Raw genomic sequence first — 14726 nt, 5'->3', positions numbered from 1 at the left:
TTTTGTGGCGAGTACCGCCTTTATGGCCGACTCATCATCGTCTGCTTGAATATTGCGTCTACATAGATCAGACATTTTTGGGTGTGATTTTTGGGACTCATTGCAGCTTGATGATTAAAAAGCACACAAAGGCTGACTTTGCCGTCAGGCCTCCCGCCAAGGCATGTAAGAAAAAAACTGTTCGGATTTTTCTGGAGCGTCTCCACGGTTTCTTCAAATAGGCGTATATAAGCAACATTCCAGTTGCGACAAACTCTATGCCCAGGAGTGAGAATATCGTTCCGACGACAGTCAGCGCGCCCATGCCTAAATTGCTGGCCGTTTGAAGCACGTATATACAAAGGGCTATACCGCTAATGGGCAGCCAGATTCCCAAGCCAATGAGCGTGAGAAGAAAATAGTGGCCGATATGATTTTCAGCTTCTGTTGTCATTGTTCGATCCTTGTTTTTCTATCCAGTTGGCGTGCAGGTTTTTTCTTCGATAGTGAAACGTCACACCTCTGTAAGCGTCCGACCAAGTCATCTACCCAGCCCCGCAAAGCCAGGACATGGTGTGCACTTAAATTTAAGTGGGCACCAGTCCTAGCCTTTTAAGTGGGTATTTCATGCAGCCAAAACGCCGCTCCTATTCCAAGTCCTTCAAAGCCCAGGTCATTCAAGAGCGTGCCCAGCCCGGCGCTTCGATTTCCTGCACCGCTGTCTTGCTGCAATCTTCGATCAAAATTGTTTGTCGAAGCTTTCGACAGATGGCAGACGGGTCGTGCAGGGGCCGTACTCCACGCTGTGCCCCGTCAGATGACTATCCACCGGCTTTACCTTGAACTGCTGGCCGTCGATGAGCCCCGTGGTGGCCAGCGAAAGCAAGGAATACCGGCGCATGGCCTTGGGGTCTGTGTTATCGCAAGGCTCGACGACCTGGACATTCAGCCCGCCAAAATACTCGATAGTGATGTCCAGTGAACCACTGGCAGGATAATCGCCCTCGAACAGCGACCATTCCTTGAAGGTACCGCATCCCCTGCCACCATAGAGCGCGATGTTCAGGCAAAAGAACCGGTCGCCGGCCGGTGCGCTTTGTTGAACACGTACCACCGTATTGGCAAGGGGCTGGTCGTTTTCATCGACCACTTGCACGGTAATGTGCACCGGTTTAGGCATACGGCTTTTTTCTACGCCCGACGTGCATCCGGCCACGCACAAGATCAGTACGGCCGCCGTGGCCAGCAGGGGAAATGCTTTCATTGAGAGGTCTTCTATAAAGGACGCCATCCCGGACAGCCATGCCCTTTGGATCACGGTACCCGGGTTGATCGTGCGGCATTGTTGCATGTTCCGTGCAGGTTCGGCCCTGTGGTCATTTCGTGAGGGCCACAAAGGGTGTAATAACACACCTCTCGCACGGCTCGTACTTACGGTGAGCCATAGGTGAACGGATCTGCGCCGCGGTTCTGGCTGTTCTTCGCTTTACGGGCTTCATCGGGCAGGCGGACCATTTGTACGGTCAGGCTGCCATCGGTGCCTGCGTAGACCACGGCGCTGACGCCGCCATCCTTGTAACTGGCGATCGTCGCCAGATTGATCTCGACCAGCGCACCGCTGACCCCGGTATTGCCCAGACGACGACCGATGTCGTAGCCCTCTTCAACATTGCCGAGCTCAAGACCGTGGCCGTCCTTGTCCAGGTCGTGCAGGGCGTTGTTCAGGGCAATTTCGGCTTCCGGGTTGTTGGTGCTGTCATAGAACACCCGCACAGGTTCCTGACCATCTGGCAAGGTATCCAGCGCCTGCACCCAGGCGGCTTGCAGCGCTTTGGCTTGCAAGGCCGGTTTCAGACGCTTGCCGTTTTCATCCTGCATAGGCGCTTTGATCGGGCGATGTAGATAGCCAAGTACCGGCGCAGCATCGAACTCCTTGACCTGATGCTGACCCCAGCGGATTGGTAGCCAGGGGGAGGGCTCGAAATTGCCGGGGCTGCGATTGCTGATGGTTTTCCACAGGGTGGGGAGTTGGGACTGCCAGTAGGCGGTTGACATGGTGCCGGGGGCTAGTGGAATTACAACGCCCTTGGCTCTTTGTTCGTTTTCGTACTGTTCCGTAAATGCGTCATCACGATTCCAGTAGAAAGCCCAAAGCTTGCCCAGATCGGTATTTTTGTTCTGATTGTCTTCCGTTTCGTCGGTCGCATAGGGACGAATATATCGATCTACCCTGTCTGAACGAGTGACCAGCAGTCCGGTCATGCTTTCGAATATAGTGGGTATTACTTGAGCGTTTTTTTGCAGGCCTGGAGTGCCGGCCACGCGCAAACCGTTTCGTGTGACATCACCATCCTCACTTACGATTAGCGCTTCAGGCACTTTGAGGTTGTCGTCAAAAAAACGGAATAAACGCTCAAGCATTTTTTGAGCATGAGTAGTATTTTCAGCGTCTTGCCACAAAACAAGAGTGACCCCTAGGGTCGCAGCATTTCGACCACTCATTATGTTACTTGCAGCTCCCGTGTCTGAAGGCTGTTTGGGAGGTGCGATTGCAAATGTTGGGACAGGCCAGTATGCAACAGATTCTCCAGCGGAGTGCTGGAACGCCACGCGTGTGTTTATGCTTCTAGTGATCTCGCGCGAGCTCAGGCCTGAATCGTATTCTTTTGGGGATGATGGGTATATTGATAAAAAGTTGTTGTTCTTCGCGACTATTTCTCGCCAAACTGAAGATTGATGCCAGTTATGGACGGTTATGCCCGTACCTCGTATTTCTAGAGAATAATTTCGTTTTTGCGCCTCTTGCTGTTCTGATGCCTGACTCATTACCTTGGATTTGTATGCGACTAGCTCGGCTTTTTCATGTGCGACGGCTTTGCCCCACCAGTGTCCGCTGTACGCGAAGAGCGTGATGCCTAAAACCGCTGCCACCCCCCCAGCGTGTTACTGAATTTATGTCACGCAGTTCCATGTTGTTTTCCTGTGCTTTGAAATGGACAAGCAGGACGAACCCTAACCAAAGTGTTAGCATCATTCCGGTTATCCAGAGATAAGGCCTCAGCTTCGGTCGTGTTGATAATTTATTTCTTCGCTCCATCACTGAGCCTCACTTTTTTAGAGGCAACATTGACTAGAGAAGGGGGGGCAAAGACACCAGGCTGGCAGAAGGGAATTTTCCGTATTCGTAATATTTATGGCTGGCTGCGACCAGTAACTGAGCGTCAACGCTGAGTCGTTCCCAGCCAGGCATTTTTAGGACGTCTTCGAAAAACTGTTTATCCATCTTCCAATCCGCAATCGCCACCAGCACATCACGCATTTCTGGATCGTCCAAGCATTTCGCCTGACCAATCGCGATATCCATCGCCGTTACCCATTGATGGTTTTCCGGGCTTCGCAGCAGGCCCGAATGGTAGCTGTTTTTATCTAGCACATCTGTGCTCTTGTCCATGTATTCACGTATTTCGTCCGGGGTTTCTTCCCGTTCTATGTCGTAAGGATCCATAGGTTTCGATGCACCCTCGCCCGGGGCTCTTCGTTTGCGCATCATTCGAGTTTGTTTACCTGGCGCTTTTCCCATGTTCCATTTGGCGACCTCTAGCTCCAGATCTACGGGTCCAATCTGGCTGCGAACATAGCGCCATTTGAATTTGGCCCTGGGATTACCCAAGGCAGAGGCTTGGTTCGCATCATCCGGCCTGTCTAGCCCCGATGGGCTCGATTTTTCTGTCTTCTCCTCCCCTCCAAACATTTGGGGGGCATGTGGCGGGTACAGTTGTTCAGCGTTGATCAGGATTTTATGCCCTTTTTCAATAGCTCCTTTAGATAGGGGCCCAGTGACCCATCCGCCACCGGGATAGCGAGATTCCAGCAGGAGTTCCTGTTCGTCACGGGCAACGGTCGTCAGTTTGATCAGACGACGGTTTTGTGGCGCAAATAGCGCCGTTAGATCCTTTAACATTGTTGCTCCGTTATATAAAACCAGCCGCTCGTTCCGAGCGAGAGTGCTGATATAGAGAGGTGTGCGAGTCTATAGACTTCTTTCCGGGGGCACACACTTAAATTGCAAAGAGCCATCACCGAGCGACATTACTCCTGATGCTGCGGTGAGGTAGTGAGGAATGGCTAACGATGTCGTCGGCCAATTCATAAGAAGCTGTAGTGCGTTTCTTACGGCGTAATGAGAGACGCCAGGAGGAAGGACTGTAAAGGGCGGGTGCGTGCGATATAAAAGAAGCCCTGACGCTTGAGCGTAAGGGCTTTTTAGCCGGCGATTACTGCAGGCTTATATTGGCCAGCGTAACGATAATGCCGATTGCCGCGACGACGGCGGCGACTGCGTTGATCGAGAACACCGTGCGTAGGGTTGTGGAGAGTCTCCACGGTTTTACGGCGAATGCATAAATCATCAGAAAGATGATCGCGAAGATTTCAACCTGCGCGAGCAGCACTACGGCGCTGCCAAACGCCATTGACCCGGACAGGGCATCAGCATCTCGCGACAGATAATATGTCAGCAGGGTGCCGATGATGGGCAGCCAGATCCCCAGGCTGATAAGGATCAGGGGAACGGGGTTGAAAGCGCGTGCTTTTTTTTCGGTGTCCAATGTTGTTCCTTGATGAGGTAGCCAGAGATCAGGGCTTGTCGATAACGGAAGCCTCTTGAGGCGGCTCGGTCTTCGCCGTGCGTATCTCTCGGTTCCATTGCAGGATGATCATCACCAGCGTCGGGATGCCCAGCAGCGCGGTGATCAGGAAGAAGTTGTGGTAGCCGTACTTTTCCACCACCACACCGGAATAGCCGCCCAGCAGGCGCGGTAGCAGCAGCATGATGGAGCTGAGCAAGGCGTATTGCGTGGCGGAGAACTTCAGGTTGGTGAGGCTCGACAGGTAGGCGACGAACGCCGATGTCGCCAGCCCGGAACTGAGGTTGTCCAGCGAGATGGTGAGGATCAGCATCTTCACGTTCGGGCCCATGTCCGCCAGCAACAGGAACAGGATGTTGGTCGAGGCTGAGGTCAGGCCGCCGATGAACAGGATCGGCATGATGCCGAAGCGCACGATCAGCAGTCCGCCGATACCGGCCCCCAGCAGGGTCATGATCAGTCCGAAGATTTTGCTGACGCTGGCGATCTGGTCCTTGGTAAAGCCCTGATCGATGTAGAACACGTTGGCCATGACGCCCATCACCGTGTCCGACATCCGGTAGGTCGCGATCAGGCCCAGCAACAGCAGCGCCTGCCAGCGGTAGCGCATGATGAAATCGTTGATCGGAGTGAGCACCGGTGCCAGTCCGCGGCGACCCATCGAGGACAGGCAGGCGATGGTCAGGAGCGTATAGAGAATCGCCCGTAAAAACGCCCGGTCTTCCAGCAACAGGTCCATCCAGCTGGTGCCGTTGAACAGCACACTGGCGAAGTCGGTATTGTAAAGTTGGGTAAACATCGCCGGTACGGAGACCAGTAGCACAATCAGCACGAACACCGAGGCCAACTGGTGCGTAAAGCCATAGCGCGCTGCCGACAGCTGGGTGCGCAGCGGCACCGGCGGCTCGCGCATGATCAGTGTGGTGACCAGGGCGGGCAGCATCAGCAGACCGAACAGCACATAAGTACCGGTCCACGCCGAATGCTTGTAGGCAAAGCCCGTCGAGCCGAAGCCCTCGGCGAAATACAGTGCACCCGCGGTCGCCAGCAGTGCAGCGACCCGGTAGCCGGACATATAGCTGGCGGCGAGGGCGGCCTGTTGCGTGTCCTGGGCAATTTCCAGGCGATAGGCATCAATGGCGATGTCTTGCGTTGCGGAGGCGAAGGCCACCACTACGGCAATTGCGATCAGCCAGGACAAATGCTTCTGCGGATCGCAGAAGCCCATGCCGATCAGGCCCAGAATCACCAGGCTCTGTGCCAGCACCAGCCAGGAGCGACGCCGCCCGAGTTTGCCGAGCAGGGGCAGACGCCATTGGTCGAGCAATGGCGACCAGACCCATTTGAAGGCGTAGGCCAGGCCGATCAGGCTCGCATAGCCGATGGTCTCGCGCGCGACACCGGCTTCGCGCAACCACACGGACAATGTCGAAAAGACCAGCATATATGGCATGCCCGCAGCGAATCCGAGCAGCAGTAACACTAATGTCGACGGGCTGGCATATGCGGCGAGCGCGGCGCGCCAGGTTTTACGGGGCATGGGCTGGAATCTGCCTCAGGTTACGAAAACAAAGGGCGCACTCTAACCGCTGTGCTATAGGGGACGCCAGCCATGGCGCTGCATATCAACCCGATTATTCACAATGGTCACGCCCTCGGCGCGTAAACGTGCCCGTTGTTCGTCACCGGAAACGCTGCCGGGCGGCAGACTGAGCCGACCACCGGCGCCCAAAACCCGGTGCCAGGGCAGGGAAGAACCGTCCGGCAACTGGCTCAACGTACGTCCCACCCAGCGTGCAGCTCGGCCCAGGCCCGCCAGTTCGGCGAGCTGCCCGTAGGCGACCACTTTGCCTTCCGGTATCTGCGCCATCGTCAGGTAGAGAGCGGTGCGTCGCGCCTCGCTCGGCGATCGTCCTGCCGGGTAAAGTAATGTTAAGTCCGGGTCTGCCACGCGATAATCCTGTATAAAAACGATATTGATTGTCGTTCAGTGAACTTTTGGTTGTCCGGGCTGTCAGTTACCACCGTGCTTGGTGGTACATGGATCGTCCCGTCACCTCCCCCGCAGGAAAATGCCCGATTCCCGCCTTACAGAGCCTAGTTATCGCTTATGTTGTCCAGAACCCTGTTGTGCCTTGCAATCACTGCTGTTTCCACTCCATTGCTTGCCGATACCGTCTGGTTGAAGAATGGCGACCGCCTGACCGGCACAATCAAGGTGTTCGACGGCGGCAAGTTGCTGCTGCAGACCGAATACGGCGGCGCTATCGCGCTGGACTGGAAACAGGTCAAGACCCTGAAAAGCGATCAGCCGTTGCTGGTCAAGCAGGATGAGCATGGCGGCGAAGTCTCCAATTCGCTGCAGGCTGCGGATGACGGCAAGGTCGTGCTGGCCAATGGCGATGCGCCCAAGACCGTCGATCTGGCAAGTATCCATCAGATCATCAAGCCCAAGCCGGTTATCACGGATCTTGTCTGGAAAGGCAACATCGATGCGGCGCTGGATTTCCAGCAGGCCGAAAACGATACCAATGATTACAACGTCGCCTTCAAGACCTCGGCTCGTCATGGCGACTGGCGTCACAACGCCAAGGGCGATTACAACCGCGAGACCACCGACGATGTGGTTGGCACTGACAACTGGAGCGCCGAGTACTCGCTGGACCGCTTCCTGACCGAGAAATTCTTCTGGGACGGCCGCGTCAGCTACAAACGCGACAAGGTCGAGGATCTTTCTCGTCAGCGCGTCGTAGGTACCGGTCCAGGTTACCAGCTGTGGGATGACGAACTGGGTGCATTCAAGGTCGGTGCGCTGCTTAACCGTACCGATTTCGAGTTCTCCAACGACGAGAAGGAAAACTTCTATTCCGTTGCCGGCACTTGGGATTACAACCGCTACCTGATTGGCAAGAAGGTCGAATTCTTCACCAACGGCGAGCTGGGCAAGCCGCTGAGCTCCGTTGCCGATTACTCGCTGGATGTCGAGGCGGGGCTGCGCTACAAGGTGACCGACTGGGCGTCGCTTAACCTGAAAGCCGAGAAGAACGTCATCAGTGGTTCGAGCAATGGCGATGTCGACAAGACGCGCTACACCGCTGGCTTCGGCGTAAGCTGGTAAGCGAAGGGCGGGCGGCGCACACCCTGTGTGTCGCCCGCTGCTTTTACGCGCTGACTAGATTCGCATCGCGCCATCCAGCTCAAGGATGCGTCCGCTGAAATAATCATTCTCCAGAATATAAGCCACCGAGTGTGCAATCTCGTCGGGCCTGCCCATGCGCTTGAGCGGGATGGCCGAGGTCATTTTCTCAAGTGCTTCGGGGCGCATGCTGCCGGTCATTTCGGTTTCGATGAATCCCGGAGCCACACCTGCCACACGGATACCGTAGCGGGCCAGTTCCCTTGCCCAGGTAACCGTCGCAGCCGCCACGCCAGCCTTGGCTGCCGAGTAGTTGGTCTGTCCGATATTGCCCGCACGTGAAATCGACGAGATATTGATGATCGCGCCCTGACTCTTCTGCTCGATCATTTTCGCCGCCACTTCACGTGTGCAGAGGAATACGCCGGTCAGGTTGACGTCAATCAACGCCTGCCATTGCGCAAGGCTCAGTTTGGTCATCTCGCCATCCTTGACCTTGACCAGCAGGCCGTCACGCAGAATACCGGCGTTGTTGACCAGGCCATGAATGGTGCCGAAATCCTCGGCGACCTTGCTGACCGTGTCGACGACCTGTTCTTCATTGGCAACATTGCACAGATAGGCGCGAGCCTTGACCCCGAGTGCCTCAGAGGCGGCGACAGCCTGATCGAGTTTCTCCTGATTGAGGTCCAACAGCGCCAGGTTGGCGCCTTTGCCGGCCAGGTATTCGGCCATGGCTCTGCCCAGCCCCTGGCAGCCGCCGGTGATTATTATCAGCTTGTCTTTCAATTCCATATGCGTGCCCAATCACAGTTGATCGTTTCCATGGCATCACTGGCGGGTTGCGAGTGCTTATGCCATAGCCAGAGCACGTTATAGGCTGTTTTTGCGCGTTCGTCTCGGCTCTGCCATCTAGCCTTGAAATACACCGATACACGTTTGTGAAGGCCTGGTTCAGCTCACTTGTGCGCATAATTTAGCGGTAAGCCAGATGCAGGGAGCTTGAATTAACGATCTTCTGACATCACATACGGTCTACTCGGAAGGCATTCTTCCCTTGAGGAACTCATTTGATGCGTGTTTTTTTGCTGCTGTTTCTATTATTCCCGGTACTTGAGCTGTTTCTGCTGGTTCGTGTCGGGATGTCCATCGGCTTTCTCTGGACCTTTCTGCTGGTCGTCGCGACGTCGATGCTCGGCTTGTTCGTGATGCGTGTGGCCGGTTTCGCGACGGCGCTGCGAGCCCGCGAAAGCCTGGCGCGTGGCGAGTTGCCTGCGCAGGAAATGCTCGAAGGCCTGATGGTTGCCGTGGGCGGCGGTCTGCTGCTGTTGCCCGGTTTCATCAGCGACATTCTGGGTGTGATCTGCCTGCTGCCGATCACCCGTCGTCTGCTGATCAACAAGGTCCGCCAGCGCGCCCAGGATCAGGCCATGCGTCAGCGTGCCTTCGCCGATGATTTGCAGACACCTGCCAATCAGGGTGCGTCGAGTCATCGCCCGACGGCGATTCACCAGCCTACCCGCGAGCCCGACGTCATCGAAGGCGAGTTCGAGCATCGCGACAAGTAATCTTCCACACCCCCCGGCAGCGCGGCACCTCAGGGTGCCGCGTTCGTTTTGACCAGCCGGTTCGGGTGTAAAAAATTTCTACCCAAGACTTGTAATCACTTTGCTCGCCCTTATGTATGGGTCACCGCAAGGTTTCTGGCCTGAAGGCCAGACCGTATTCTGCGGTTCGCGCGTCGAACCGTAACCGGCAAGTCCGGATTTAAACCGGCCGGTGCACTCACCGGACGATCAAACAAACATAATCAGGAGATCGACAATGAAGCTTCGTCCTCTGCATGACCGCGTCGTCATCCGTCGCAGTGAAGAAGAAACGAAAACTGCCGGCGGTATCGTTCTGCCAGGTTCGGCTGCTGAAAAGCCTAACCGCGGCGAGATCGTTGCTGTGGGTACCGGCCGCGTGCTGGACAACGGCGAAGTACGTGCGCTGGCTGTGAAAGTGGGTGACAAGGTTGTGTTCGGCCCTTATTCCGGCAGCAACACAGTGAAAGTAGACGGCGAAGACCTGCTGGTGATGAGCGAGAACGAGATTCTTGCTGTCGTCGAAGGCTGAGTGCTCCCGCTGACTTCCGTTACTACTAAGTATTCAAGGAATAATGATCATGGCTGCTAAAGAAGTTAAATTCGGCGATTCTGGCCGCAAAAAAATGCTCGCCGGTGTAAACGTCCTGGCTGACGCAGTTAAAGCGACCCTGGGCCCTAAAGGCCGCAACGTTATCATCGAGAAAAGCTTTGGCGCTCCGCTGATCACCAAAGACGGTGTTTCGGTTGCCAAGGAAATCGAGCTTAAAGACCGTTTCGAAAACATGGGTGCGCAGCTGGTCAAAGACGTTGCCTCCCGTGCCAACGATGATGCAGGCGACGGTACCACTACCGCTACCGTTCTGGCTCAGGCCATCGTCAACGAAGGCCTGAAGGCCGTCGCTGCCGGCATGAACCCGATGGACCTCAAGCGCGGCATCGACAAGGCGACCATCGCCATTGTTGCCGAGCTGAAGAAGCTGTCCAAGCCATGCACCGACACCAAGGCTATTGCCCAGGTCGGCACCATCTCGGCCAACTCCGATCACTCCATCGGCGACATCATTGCCGAAGCCATGGAAAAAGTGACCAAAGACGGCGTTATCACCGTTGAAGAAGGTTCGGGTCTGGAAAACGAGCTGTCTGTTGTAGAAGGCATGCAGTTTGACCGTGGTTACCTGTCCCCGTACTTCATCAACAAGCCGGACACCATGGTTGCCGAGCTGGACAGCCCGCTGCTGTTGCTGGTCGACAAGAAGATCTCCAACATTCGCGAAATGCTGCCGGTTCTGGAAGCAGTCGCCAAGGCTGGCCGTCCTCTGCTGATCGTTGCCGAAGACGTTGAAGGCGAAGCGCTGGCCACCCTGGTTGTCAACAACATGCGCGGTATCGTGAAAGTTGCAGCCGTCAAGGCTCCAGGTTTCGGCGATCGTCGCAAGGCCATGCTGCAGGACATCGCTGTTCTGACTGGCGGTACCGTTATCTCCGAAGAGATCGGCTTGAGCCTGGAAACCACTACCCTGGAACACCTGGGTAATGCCAAGCGCGTCATCCTGAACAAGGAAAACACCACCATCATCGATGGTGCTGGCGTGAAAACCGATATCGACTCGCGTATCTCCCAGATCCGTCAGCAAATCGGCGACACCAGCTCGGACTACGACAAGGAAAAACTGCAAGAGCGCCTAGCCAAGCTGTCTGGCGGCGTTGCAGTGATCAAGGTCGGTGCCGGTTCCGAAGTCGAGATGAAAGAGAAGAAAGCCCGCGTTGAAGACGCCCTGCACGCAACCCGCGCAGCCGTTGAAGAAGGCGTGGTACCTGGCGGTGGCGTGGCACTGGTTCGCTCCCTGCAGGCTATCGAAGGTCTGAAAGGCGACAACGCTGATCAGGACGTCGGTATCGCTCTGCTGCGTCGTGCAGTCGAAGCGCCTCTGCGCCAGATCGTTGCCAACTCCGGTGACGAGCCAAGCGTTGTTGTTGACAAGGTCAAGCAGGGTTCGGGTAACTTCGGTTACAACGCTGCTTCCGGCGAATACGGCGACATGATCGAAATGGGTATCCTTGACCCGGCCAAAGTGACTCGCTCTGCTCTGCAGGCCGCGTCCTCCATCGCCAGCTTGATGATCACCACCGAAGCGATGATCGCTGACGTGCCTGAAGACAAGCCAGCAGGCGGCGGCATGCCGGACATGGGCGGCATGGGTGGTATGGGCGGCATGATGTAAGCCTTTACCCCTTAAGCTACACCCATAAAGAACCCCGCCTTGTGCGGGGTTTTTTTATGGCCTTTCTGTGCCGGACCAATCAGTGCGTCGGTTGTATGTTGCTGTTCGCGAGGCCCTTGGGTTCGGGACGATAAAGCACGAAGTAATAAACCCCCAGGCAGATCAGCCAGCAGAACACTGCGGTCCAGATGTTATGGGAAAAGAAGTGCGCACCTTGCAGCATTCGCCCGACAGAGAAAACAGTTCCCAGGCCAAACGCCAGAGCCAGACCCATCTTCGCCATCCGTGGGCGACGGTCGCGAAGGGCGAAGAACAGTGCGAACAGGGTAAAGCCGGTCGCCGCATGCCCGCCCGGCCAGCAGCGTCCTGGTTTATCGGTCGCAGGGCGTGGGCTCAACAGTTCGCTGTAGGTTTCCTGACCACCGAATTCTTTCAGGCTCCAAGGGCATTGCACTGAAGTCAACACTTTCACCGGGGTAACGAAGGCGGTGGAAAGCGCCATGGACAGCACCAGGCAACCCAACTCTCTGCGCCACGGGATCAGGCGCTCTACCTTGAAGGACGCTGCGAAGCCGATCATGGCCAAAGCGCCGAATACCATGACCAGCTGTTTGGCGCGGTCGTGGAGAACGTCTTCGAGAAAATAACTGTGCCTGCCGATGAACTGCCCGCTGACGGGATCGAAGGCCAGCTTGGCGATGTCCATGTCCAGTGACGTCAGTTCCAGCAGCATGAGGATCAGCGCCACGGCAATGGGGATAGCCAGGTAAATCCACGGGTTGATCGAACGGGAGTAGGGTGGGGCGACGGTTTTCGACATATCGAATCCAGATCTTTGAAGGGCATGCCGCGATTATTGTGTGCGACGGTTCGTCTCAAAGTGTGTCATGAGCCTTATGAATCATAGGTGAAAAAATCGTCATGCCATATCGGCGCTGGCCCTGACGCCCACTTCGTCTTAAGCTGCGCCAGCCCAAACTGCATATGAGAGTGCTTTATGCGAATTCTTCTGGTTGAAGACAACCGCGACATCCTGGCGAACATGGCCGATTACCTGGGCATGAAAGGCTATACCGTCGACTGCGCCCAGGATGGCCTCTCAGGACTGCATCTGGCAGCCACCGAGCACTATGACCTGATCGTTCTCGACATCATGCTGCCCGGTATCGACGGCTACACCTTGTGCAAGCGCCTGCGCGAAGATGCCCGGCGCGACACGCCAGTCATCATGCTGACTGCCCGCGATCAGTTGGACGACCGTCTGCAGGGTTTCCGCTCTGGTGCTGACGACTACCTGCTCAAGCCATTCGCCCTGTCTGAACTGGCCGCGCGGATCGAAGCAGTATTGCGTCGTGCCCAAGGCGGCGGGCGGCGTACCTTGCAGGTGGCCGATCTGGTCTATGACCTTGACACCCTCGAGGTGACACGTGAGGGGCGCATGCTCAAGCTCAACCCGGTCGGGCTCAAGCTGCTCGCCGTGCTGATGCAGAAGAGCCCGCATGTACTGCGCCGCGAGATTCTGGAAGAAGCCCTGTGGGGCGACGATTGCCCGGACAGCGACAGCCTGCGCAGCCATGTGCACCAGTTGCGTCAGGTGATCGACAAACCGTTTGGCAAACCGCTGTTGCAGACCGTGCATGGCGTGGGCTATCGCTTGGCCGAGGGCCGGGATGGAGTTTAAACAGAGTCTTGCCCAACGGATCATCATTGCCTTTGCATTGATGAGTGCACTGGTCGCCGGGTCGTTCGCCATCGGAATCATTTCCACCGTTCACCTGGTCGAAGAAAAGCTGATTTCCGCCGGCCTCGGGGGTGACCTCAACCGCCTGATGCTGATGGACAGTGTCAGCGACTGGAGCCACCGGCCCAAGCCCGACCAGTTGTTCTACTTCAGCAATGGTCCGGGTGACTTCGATCTGCCCAAGGACATTCGTCATCTCGAGCCAGGCTTCCACGAGGTGTTCCGTGGGCCGTTGTCCTACCACGCCATGATCGAGGTGGTGGATGGCCGACATTACGCCCTGTTGCAGGATCAGAGCGATTTTGAAGAGCGTGAGCGGGTGCTGTTCGCCGTCGTGCTGGTCGGTTTCGTTCTGGCCTTGGCGCTGGCGGTGTTTCTGGGTTGGGTGCTGGCGCGCCGGGTCATGGCGCCTGTCGTACGTCTGGCCCGGCAGGTTCGTCACCGTGACCAGCTGCTTGGACTGGCACCGCCATTGGCGCCCGACTATGCCGCTGACGAAGTCGGCGAGTTGGCGGTGGCCTTCGATGCAACATTGGGTCGCTTGCGGCAGGCGCTGATCCGTGAGCGTATGTTTACCAGCGACGTGAGTCATGAACTGCGTACGCCGTTGATGGTGCTGGCCAGCTCTTGTGAGCTGCTGCTGGAAAACCCTGCGCTCGATCTGCGCGGCCGTCGCCAGGTCGAGCGTATCGGCCGCGCCTGCGAAGAAATGCGCGATCTGGTGCAAACCTTCCTCATGCTCGCGCGCACCCAGCGCGAAGACCCGGCCATGACGCCCAAGGCCACGCTGGTCGGGGTGGCCGAGCAATTGATCTCCCAGTGGCGTGACCCGATAGAGAGCAAGGGGCTGCAGTTGACCTACACGCCGCCTGCCGATGACCAGCTGTCCGATATTCGTTACAACGCGACCTTCCTGCATGCCGTGATGGGCAACCTGCTGCGCAACGCGCTGCATTACACCGATCACGGATTCATTGCGCTGACCCTGCACGCTGAAAGCTTCACCGTGGAGGACAGTGGCGTGGGCATTCCCGAGGAAAAACGCGAGGCGATGTTCGAGCCTTTCGTACGCGGCAACGAGCAGCGCGGAGAGGGGCTGGGCCTCGGGCTGTCACTGGTGCAGCGCATTTGCACCAATCAGGGATGGAGCGTCGATCTCACCCCTATGGAACCCCATGGTTGCCGGTTCAAGGTGACGCTCAACGTGGTCAAACCCTGACCTTCCTCTCGAGTAGACCGGCCTTATTGGGTAGCGGCCAATTGACTGCACTTCGTCGATTGGCCACACACTGCCTCTAACTCTCTGTAAAATCTCGAAACACCTGACGTTAAAAGGTAACATTTTTTTCACATTCAGATGACCTGACGGTGACGGCGGTGCCTTTAGTTTGGCCCCCATCAACATCAGGAGCT

Annotated in this window: 14 protein-coding genes and 1 pseudogene; 6 read left to right on the top strand and 9 right to left on the bottom strand. The window is 56.6% G+C overall.

Translation table 11 applies throughout. The features are described 5' to 3' along the window. Positions 1-97: 97 nt before the first annotated feature. The 7 genes and pseudogenes from PCPL58_RS22640 to PCPL58_RS22610 form a co-directional block, all read right to left on the bottom strand. Positions 98-433, bottom strand: a complete 336-nt coding sequence (locus PCPL58_RS22640; protein ID WP_065350499.1) for a hypothetical protein — start codon at positions 431-433, stop codon at positions 98-100. A 285-nt stretch (positions 434-718) separates the two neighbouring features. Further along, complete coding sequence (locus PCPL58_RS22635) at positions 719-1243, bottom strand: hypothetical protein (protein WP_065350498.1); 525 nt, start codon at positions 1241-1243, stop codon at positions 719-721. Between the two features lie 167 nt (positions 1244-1410). Continuing rightward, a pseudogene (locus PCPL58_RS30065) lies at positions 1411-3076 on the bottom strand (type VI lipase adapter Tla3 domain-containing protein). A gap of 33 nt (positions 3077-3109) precedes the next feature. Beyond that, entirely contained in the window at positions 3110-3940 is an 831-nt protein-coding gene (locus PCPL58_RS22625) for an effector protein Tle3 domain-containing protein (RefSeq protein ID WP_331716530.1), read from the bottom strand. A 313-nt stretch (positions 3941-4253) separates the two neighbouring features. Next, complete coding sequence (locus PCPL58_RS22620; RefSeq protein ID WP_065350496.1) at positions 4254-4586, bottom strand: hypothetical protein; 333 nt, start codon at positions 4584-4586, stop codon at positions 4254-4256. 28 nt (positions 4587-4614) lie between these two features. Then, entirely contained in the window at positions 4615-6165 is a 1551-nt protein-coding gene (locus PCPL58_RS22615; RefSeq protein ID WP_003363979.1) for an AmpG family muropeptide MFS transporter, read from the bottom strand. Between the two features lie 54 nt (positions 6166-6219). Next, positions 6220-6576, bottom strand: a complete 357-nt coding sequence (locus PCPL58_RS22610) for an MGMT family protein (RefSeq protein ID WP_065350495.1) — start codon at positions 6574-6576, stop codon at positions 6220-6222. Positions 6577-6735: 159 nt separating this feature from the next. On the opposite strand from PCPL58_RS22610, the gene PCPL58_RS22605 reads away from it, so the two are divergent. Next, positions 6736-7743, top strand: coding sequence for a DUF481 domain-containing protein (locus PCPL58_RS22605; protein WP_003431433.1), 1008 nt, complete (start codon positions 6736-6738; stop codon positions 7741-7743). Positions 7744-7797: 54 nt separating this feature from the next. Here the strand turns inward: PCPL58_RS22605 and PCPL58_RS22600 are convergent, their stop codons facing one another. Next, positions 7798-8556 (bottom strand): SDR family oxidoreductase, encoded by a 759-nt coding sequence (locus PCPL58_RS22600; protein ID WP_065350494.1) that lies wholly within the window; start codon positions 8554-8556, stop codon positions 7798-7800. Between the two features lie 278 nt (positions 8557-8834). On the opposite strand from PCPL58_RS22600, the gene PCPL58_RS22595 reads away from it, so the two are divergent. The 3 genes from PCPL58_RS22595 (at position 8835) to groL (ending at position 11572) form a co-directional block, all read left to right on the top strand. Then, positions 8835-9329, top strand: coding sequence for an FxsA family protein (locus PCPL58_RS22595; RefSeq protein ID WP_003363969.1), 495 nt, complete (start codon positions 8835-8837; stop codon positions 9327-9329). 256 nt (positions 9330-9585) lie between these two features. Beyond that, complete coding sequence (locus PCPL58_RS22590; RefSeq protein WP_003304675.1) at positions 9586-9879, top strand: co-chaperone GroES; 294 nt, start codon at positions 9586-9588, stop codon at positions 9877-9879. A gap of 49 nt (positions 9880-9928) precedes the next feature. Then, positions 9929-11572: a chaperonin GroEL gene (groL, locus tag PCPL58_RS22585; protein ID WP_002555022.1), complete on the top strand. Its 1644-nt coding sequence runs from the start codon at positions 9929-9931 to the stop codon at positions 11570-11572. A 79-nt stretch (positions 11573-11651) separates the two neighbouring features. On the opposite strand, the gene PCPL58_RS22580 is transcribed toward groL, so the two are convergent. Then, complete coding sequence (locus PCPL58_RS22580; RefSeq protein ID WP_065350493.1) at positions 11652-12392, bottom strand: phosphatase PAP2 family protein; 741 nt, start codon at positions 12390-12392, stop codon at positions 11652-11654. A gap of 177 nt (positions 12393-12569) precedes the next feature. Here PCPL58_RS22580 and colR point away from each other — a divergent pair, with 177 nt between their 5' ends. Continuing rightward, positions 12570-13253: a two-component system response regulator ColR gene (gene colR / locus PCPL58_RS22575; protein ID WP_002555020.1), complete on the top strand. Its 684-nt coding sequence runs from the start codon at positions 12570-12572 to the stop codon at positions 13251-13253. Continuing rightward, a complete protein-coding gene (locus tag PCPL58_RS22570; RefSeq protein WP_003431432.1) occupies positions 13243-14532 on the top strand; it encodes a sensor histidine kinase in 1290 nt (429 codons plus the stop codon). The genes colR and PCPL58_RS22570 overlap by 11 nt, the downstream gene beginning before the upstream one ends. Positions 14533-14726: the final 194 nt, after the last annotated feature.

Source organism: Pseudomonas cerasi, assembly GCF_900074915.1.
Taxonomy (GTDB): Bacteria; Pseudomonadota; Gammaproteobacteria; order Pseudomonadales; family Pseudomonadaceae; genus Aquipseudomonas; species Aquipseudomonas cerasi.
Note: the sequence above shows the minus strand (reverse complement) of the source record. Positions and strands in the feature narration are given on the sequence as shown.

Bases quoted from the DNA above. Each gene is read 5' to 3' on its own strand.
- PCPL58_RS22640 (WP_065350499.1), bottom strand. From the start codon at position 433: ATGACAACAGAAGCTGAAAATCATATCGGCCACTATTTTCTTCTCACG.
- PCPL58_RS22635 (WP_065350498.1), bottom strand. From the start codon at position 1,243: ATGAAAGCATTTCCCCTGCTGGCCACGGCGGCCGTACTGATCTTGTGC.
- PCPL58_RS22625 (WP_331716530.1), bottom strand. From the start codon at position 3,940: ATGTTAAAGGATCTAACGGCGCTATTTGCGCCACAAAACCGTCGTCTG.
- PCPL58_RS22615 (WP_003363979.1), bottom strand. From the start codon at position 6,165: ATGCCCCGTAAAACCTGGCGCGCCGCGCTCGCCGCATATGCCAGCCCG.
- PCPL58_RS22605 (WP_003431433.1), top strand. From the start codon at position 6,736: ATGTTGTCCAGAACCCTGTTGTGCCTTGCAATCACTGCTGTTTCCACT.
- PCPL58_RS22600 (WP_065350494.1), bottom strand. From the start codon at position 8,556: ATGGAATTGAAAGACAAGCTGATAATAATCACCGGCGGCTGCCAGGGG.
- PCPL58_RS22595 (WP_003363969.1), top strand. From the start codon at position 8,835: ATGCGTGTTTTTTTGCTGCTGTTTCTATTATTCCCGGTACTTGAGCTG.
- PCPL58_RS22590 (WP_003304675.1), top strand. From the start codon at position 9,586: ATGAAGCTTCGTCCTCTGCATGACCGCGTCGTCATCCGTCGCAGTGAA.
- groL (WP_002555022.1), top strand. From the start codon at position 9,929: ATGGCTGCTAAAGAAGTTAAATTCGGCGATTCTGGCCGCAAAAAAATG.
- PCPL58_RS22580 (WP_065350493.1), bottom strand. From the start codon at position 12,392: ATGTCGAAAACCGTCGCCCCACCCTACTCCCGTTCGATCAACCCGTGG.
- colR (WP_002555020.1), top strand. From the start codon at position 12,570: ATGCGAATTCTTCTGGTTGAAGACAACCGCGACATCCTGGCGAACATG.
- PCPL58_RS22570 (WP_003431432.1), top strand. From the start codon at position 13,243: ATGGAGTTTAAACAGAGTCTTGCCCAACGGATCATCATTGCCTTTGCA.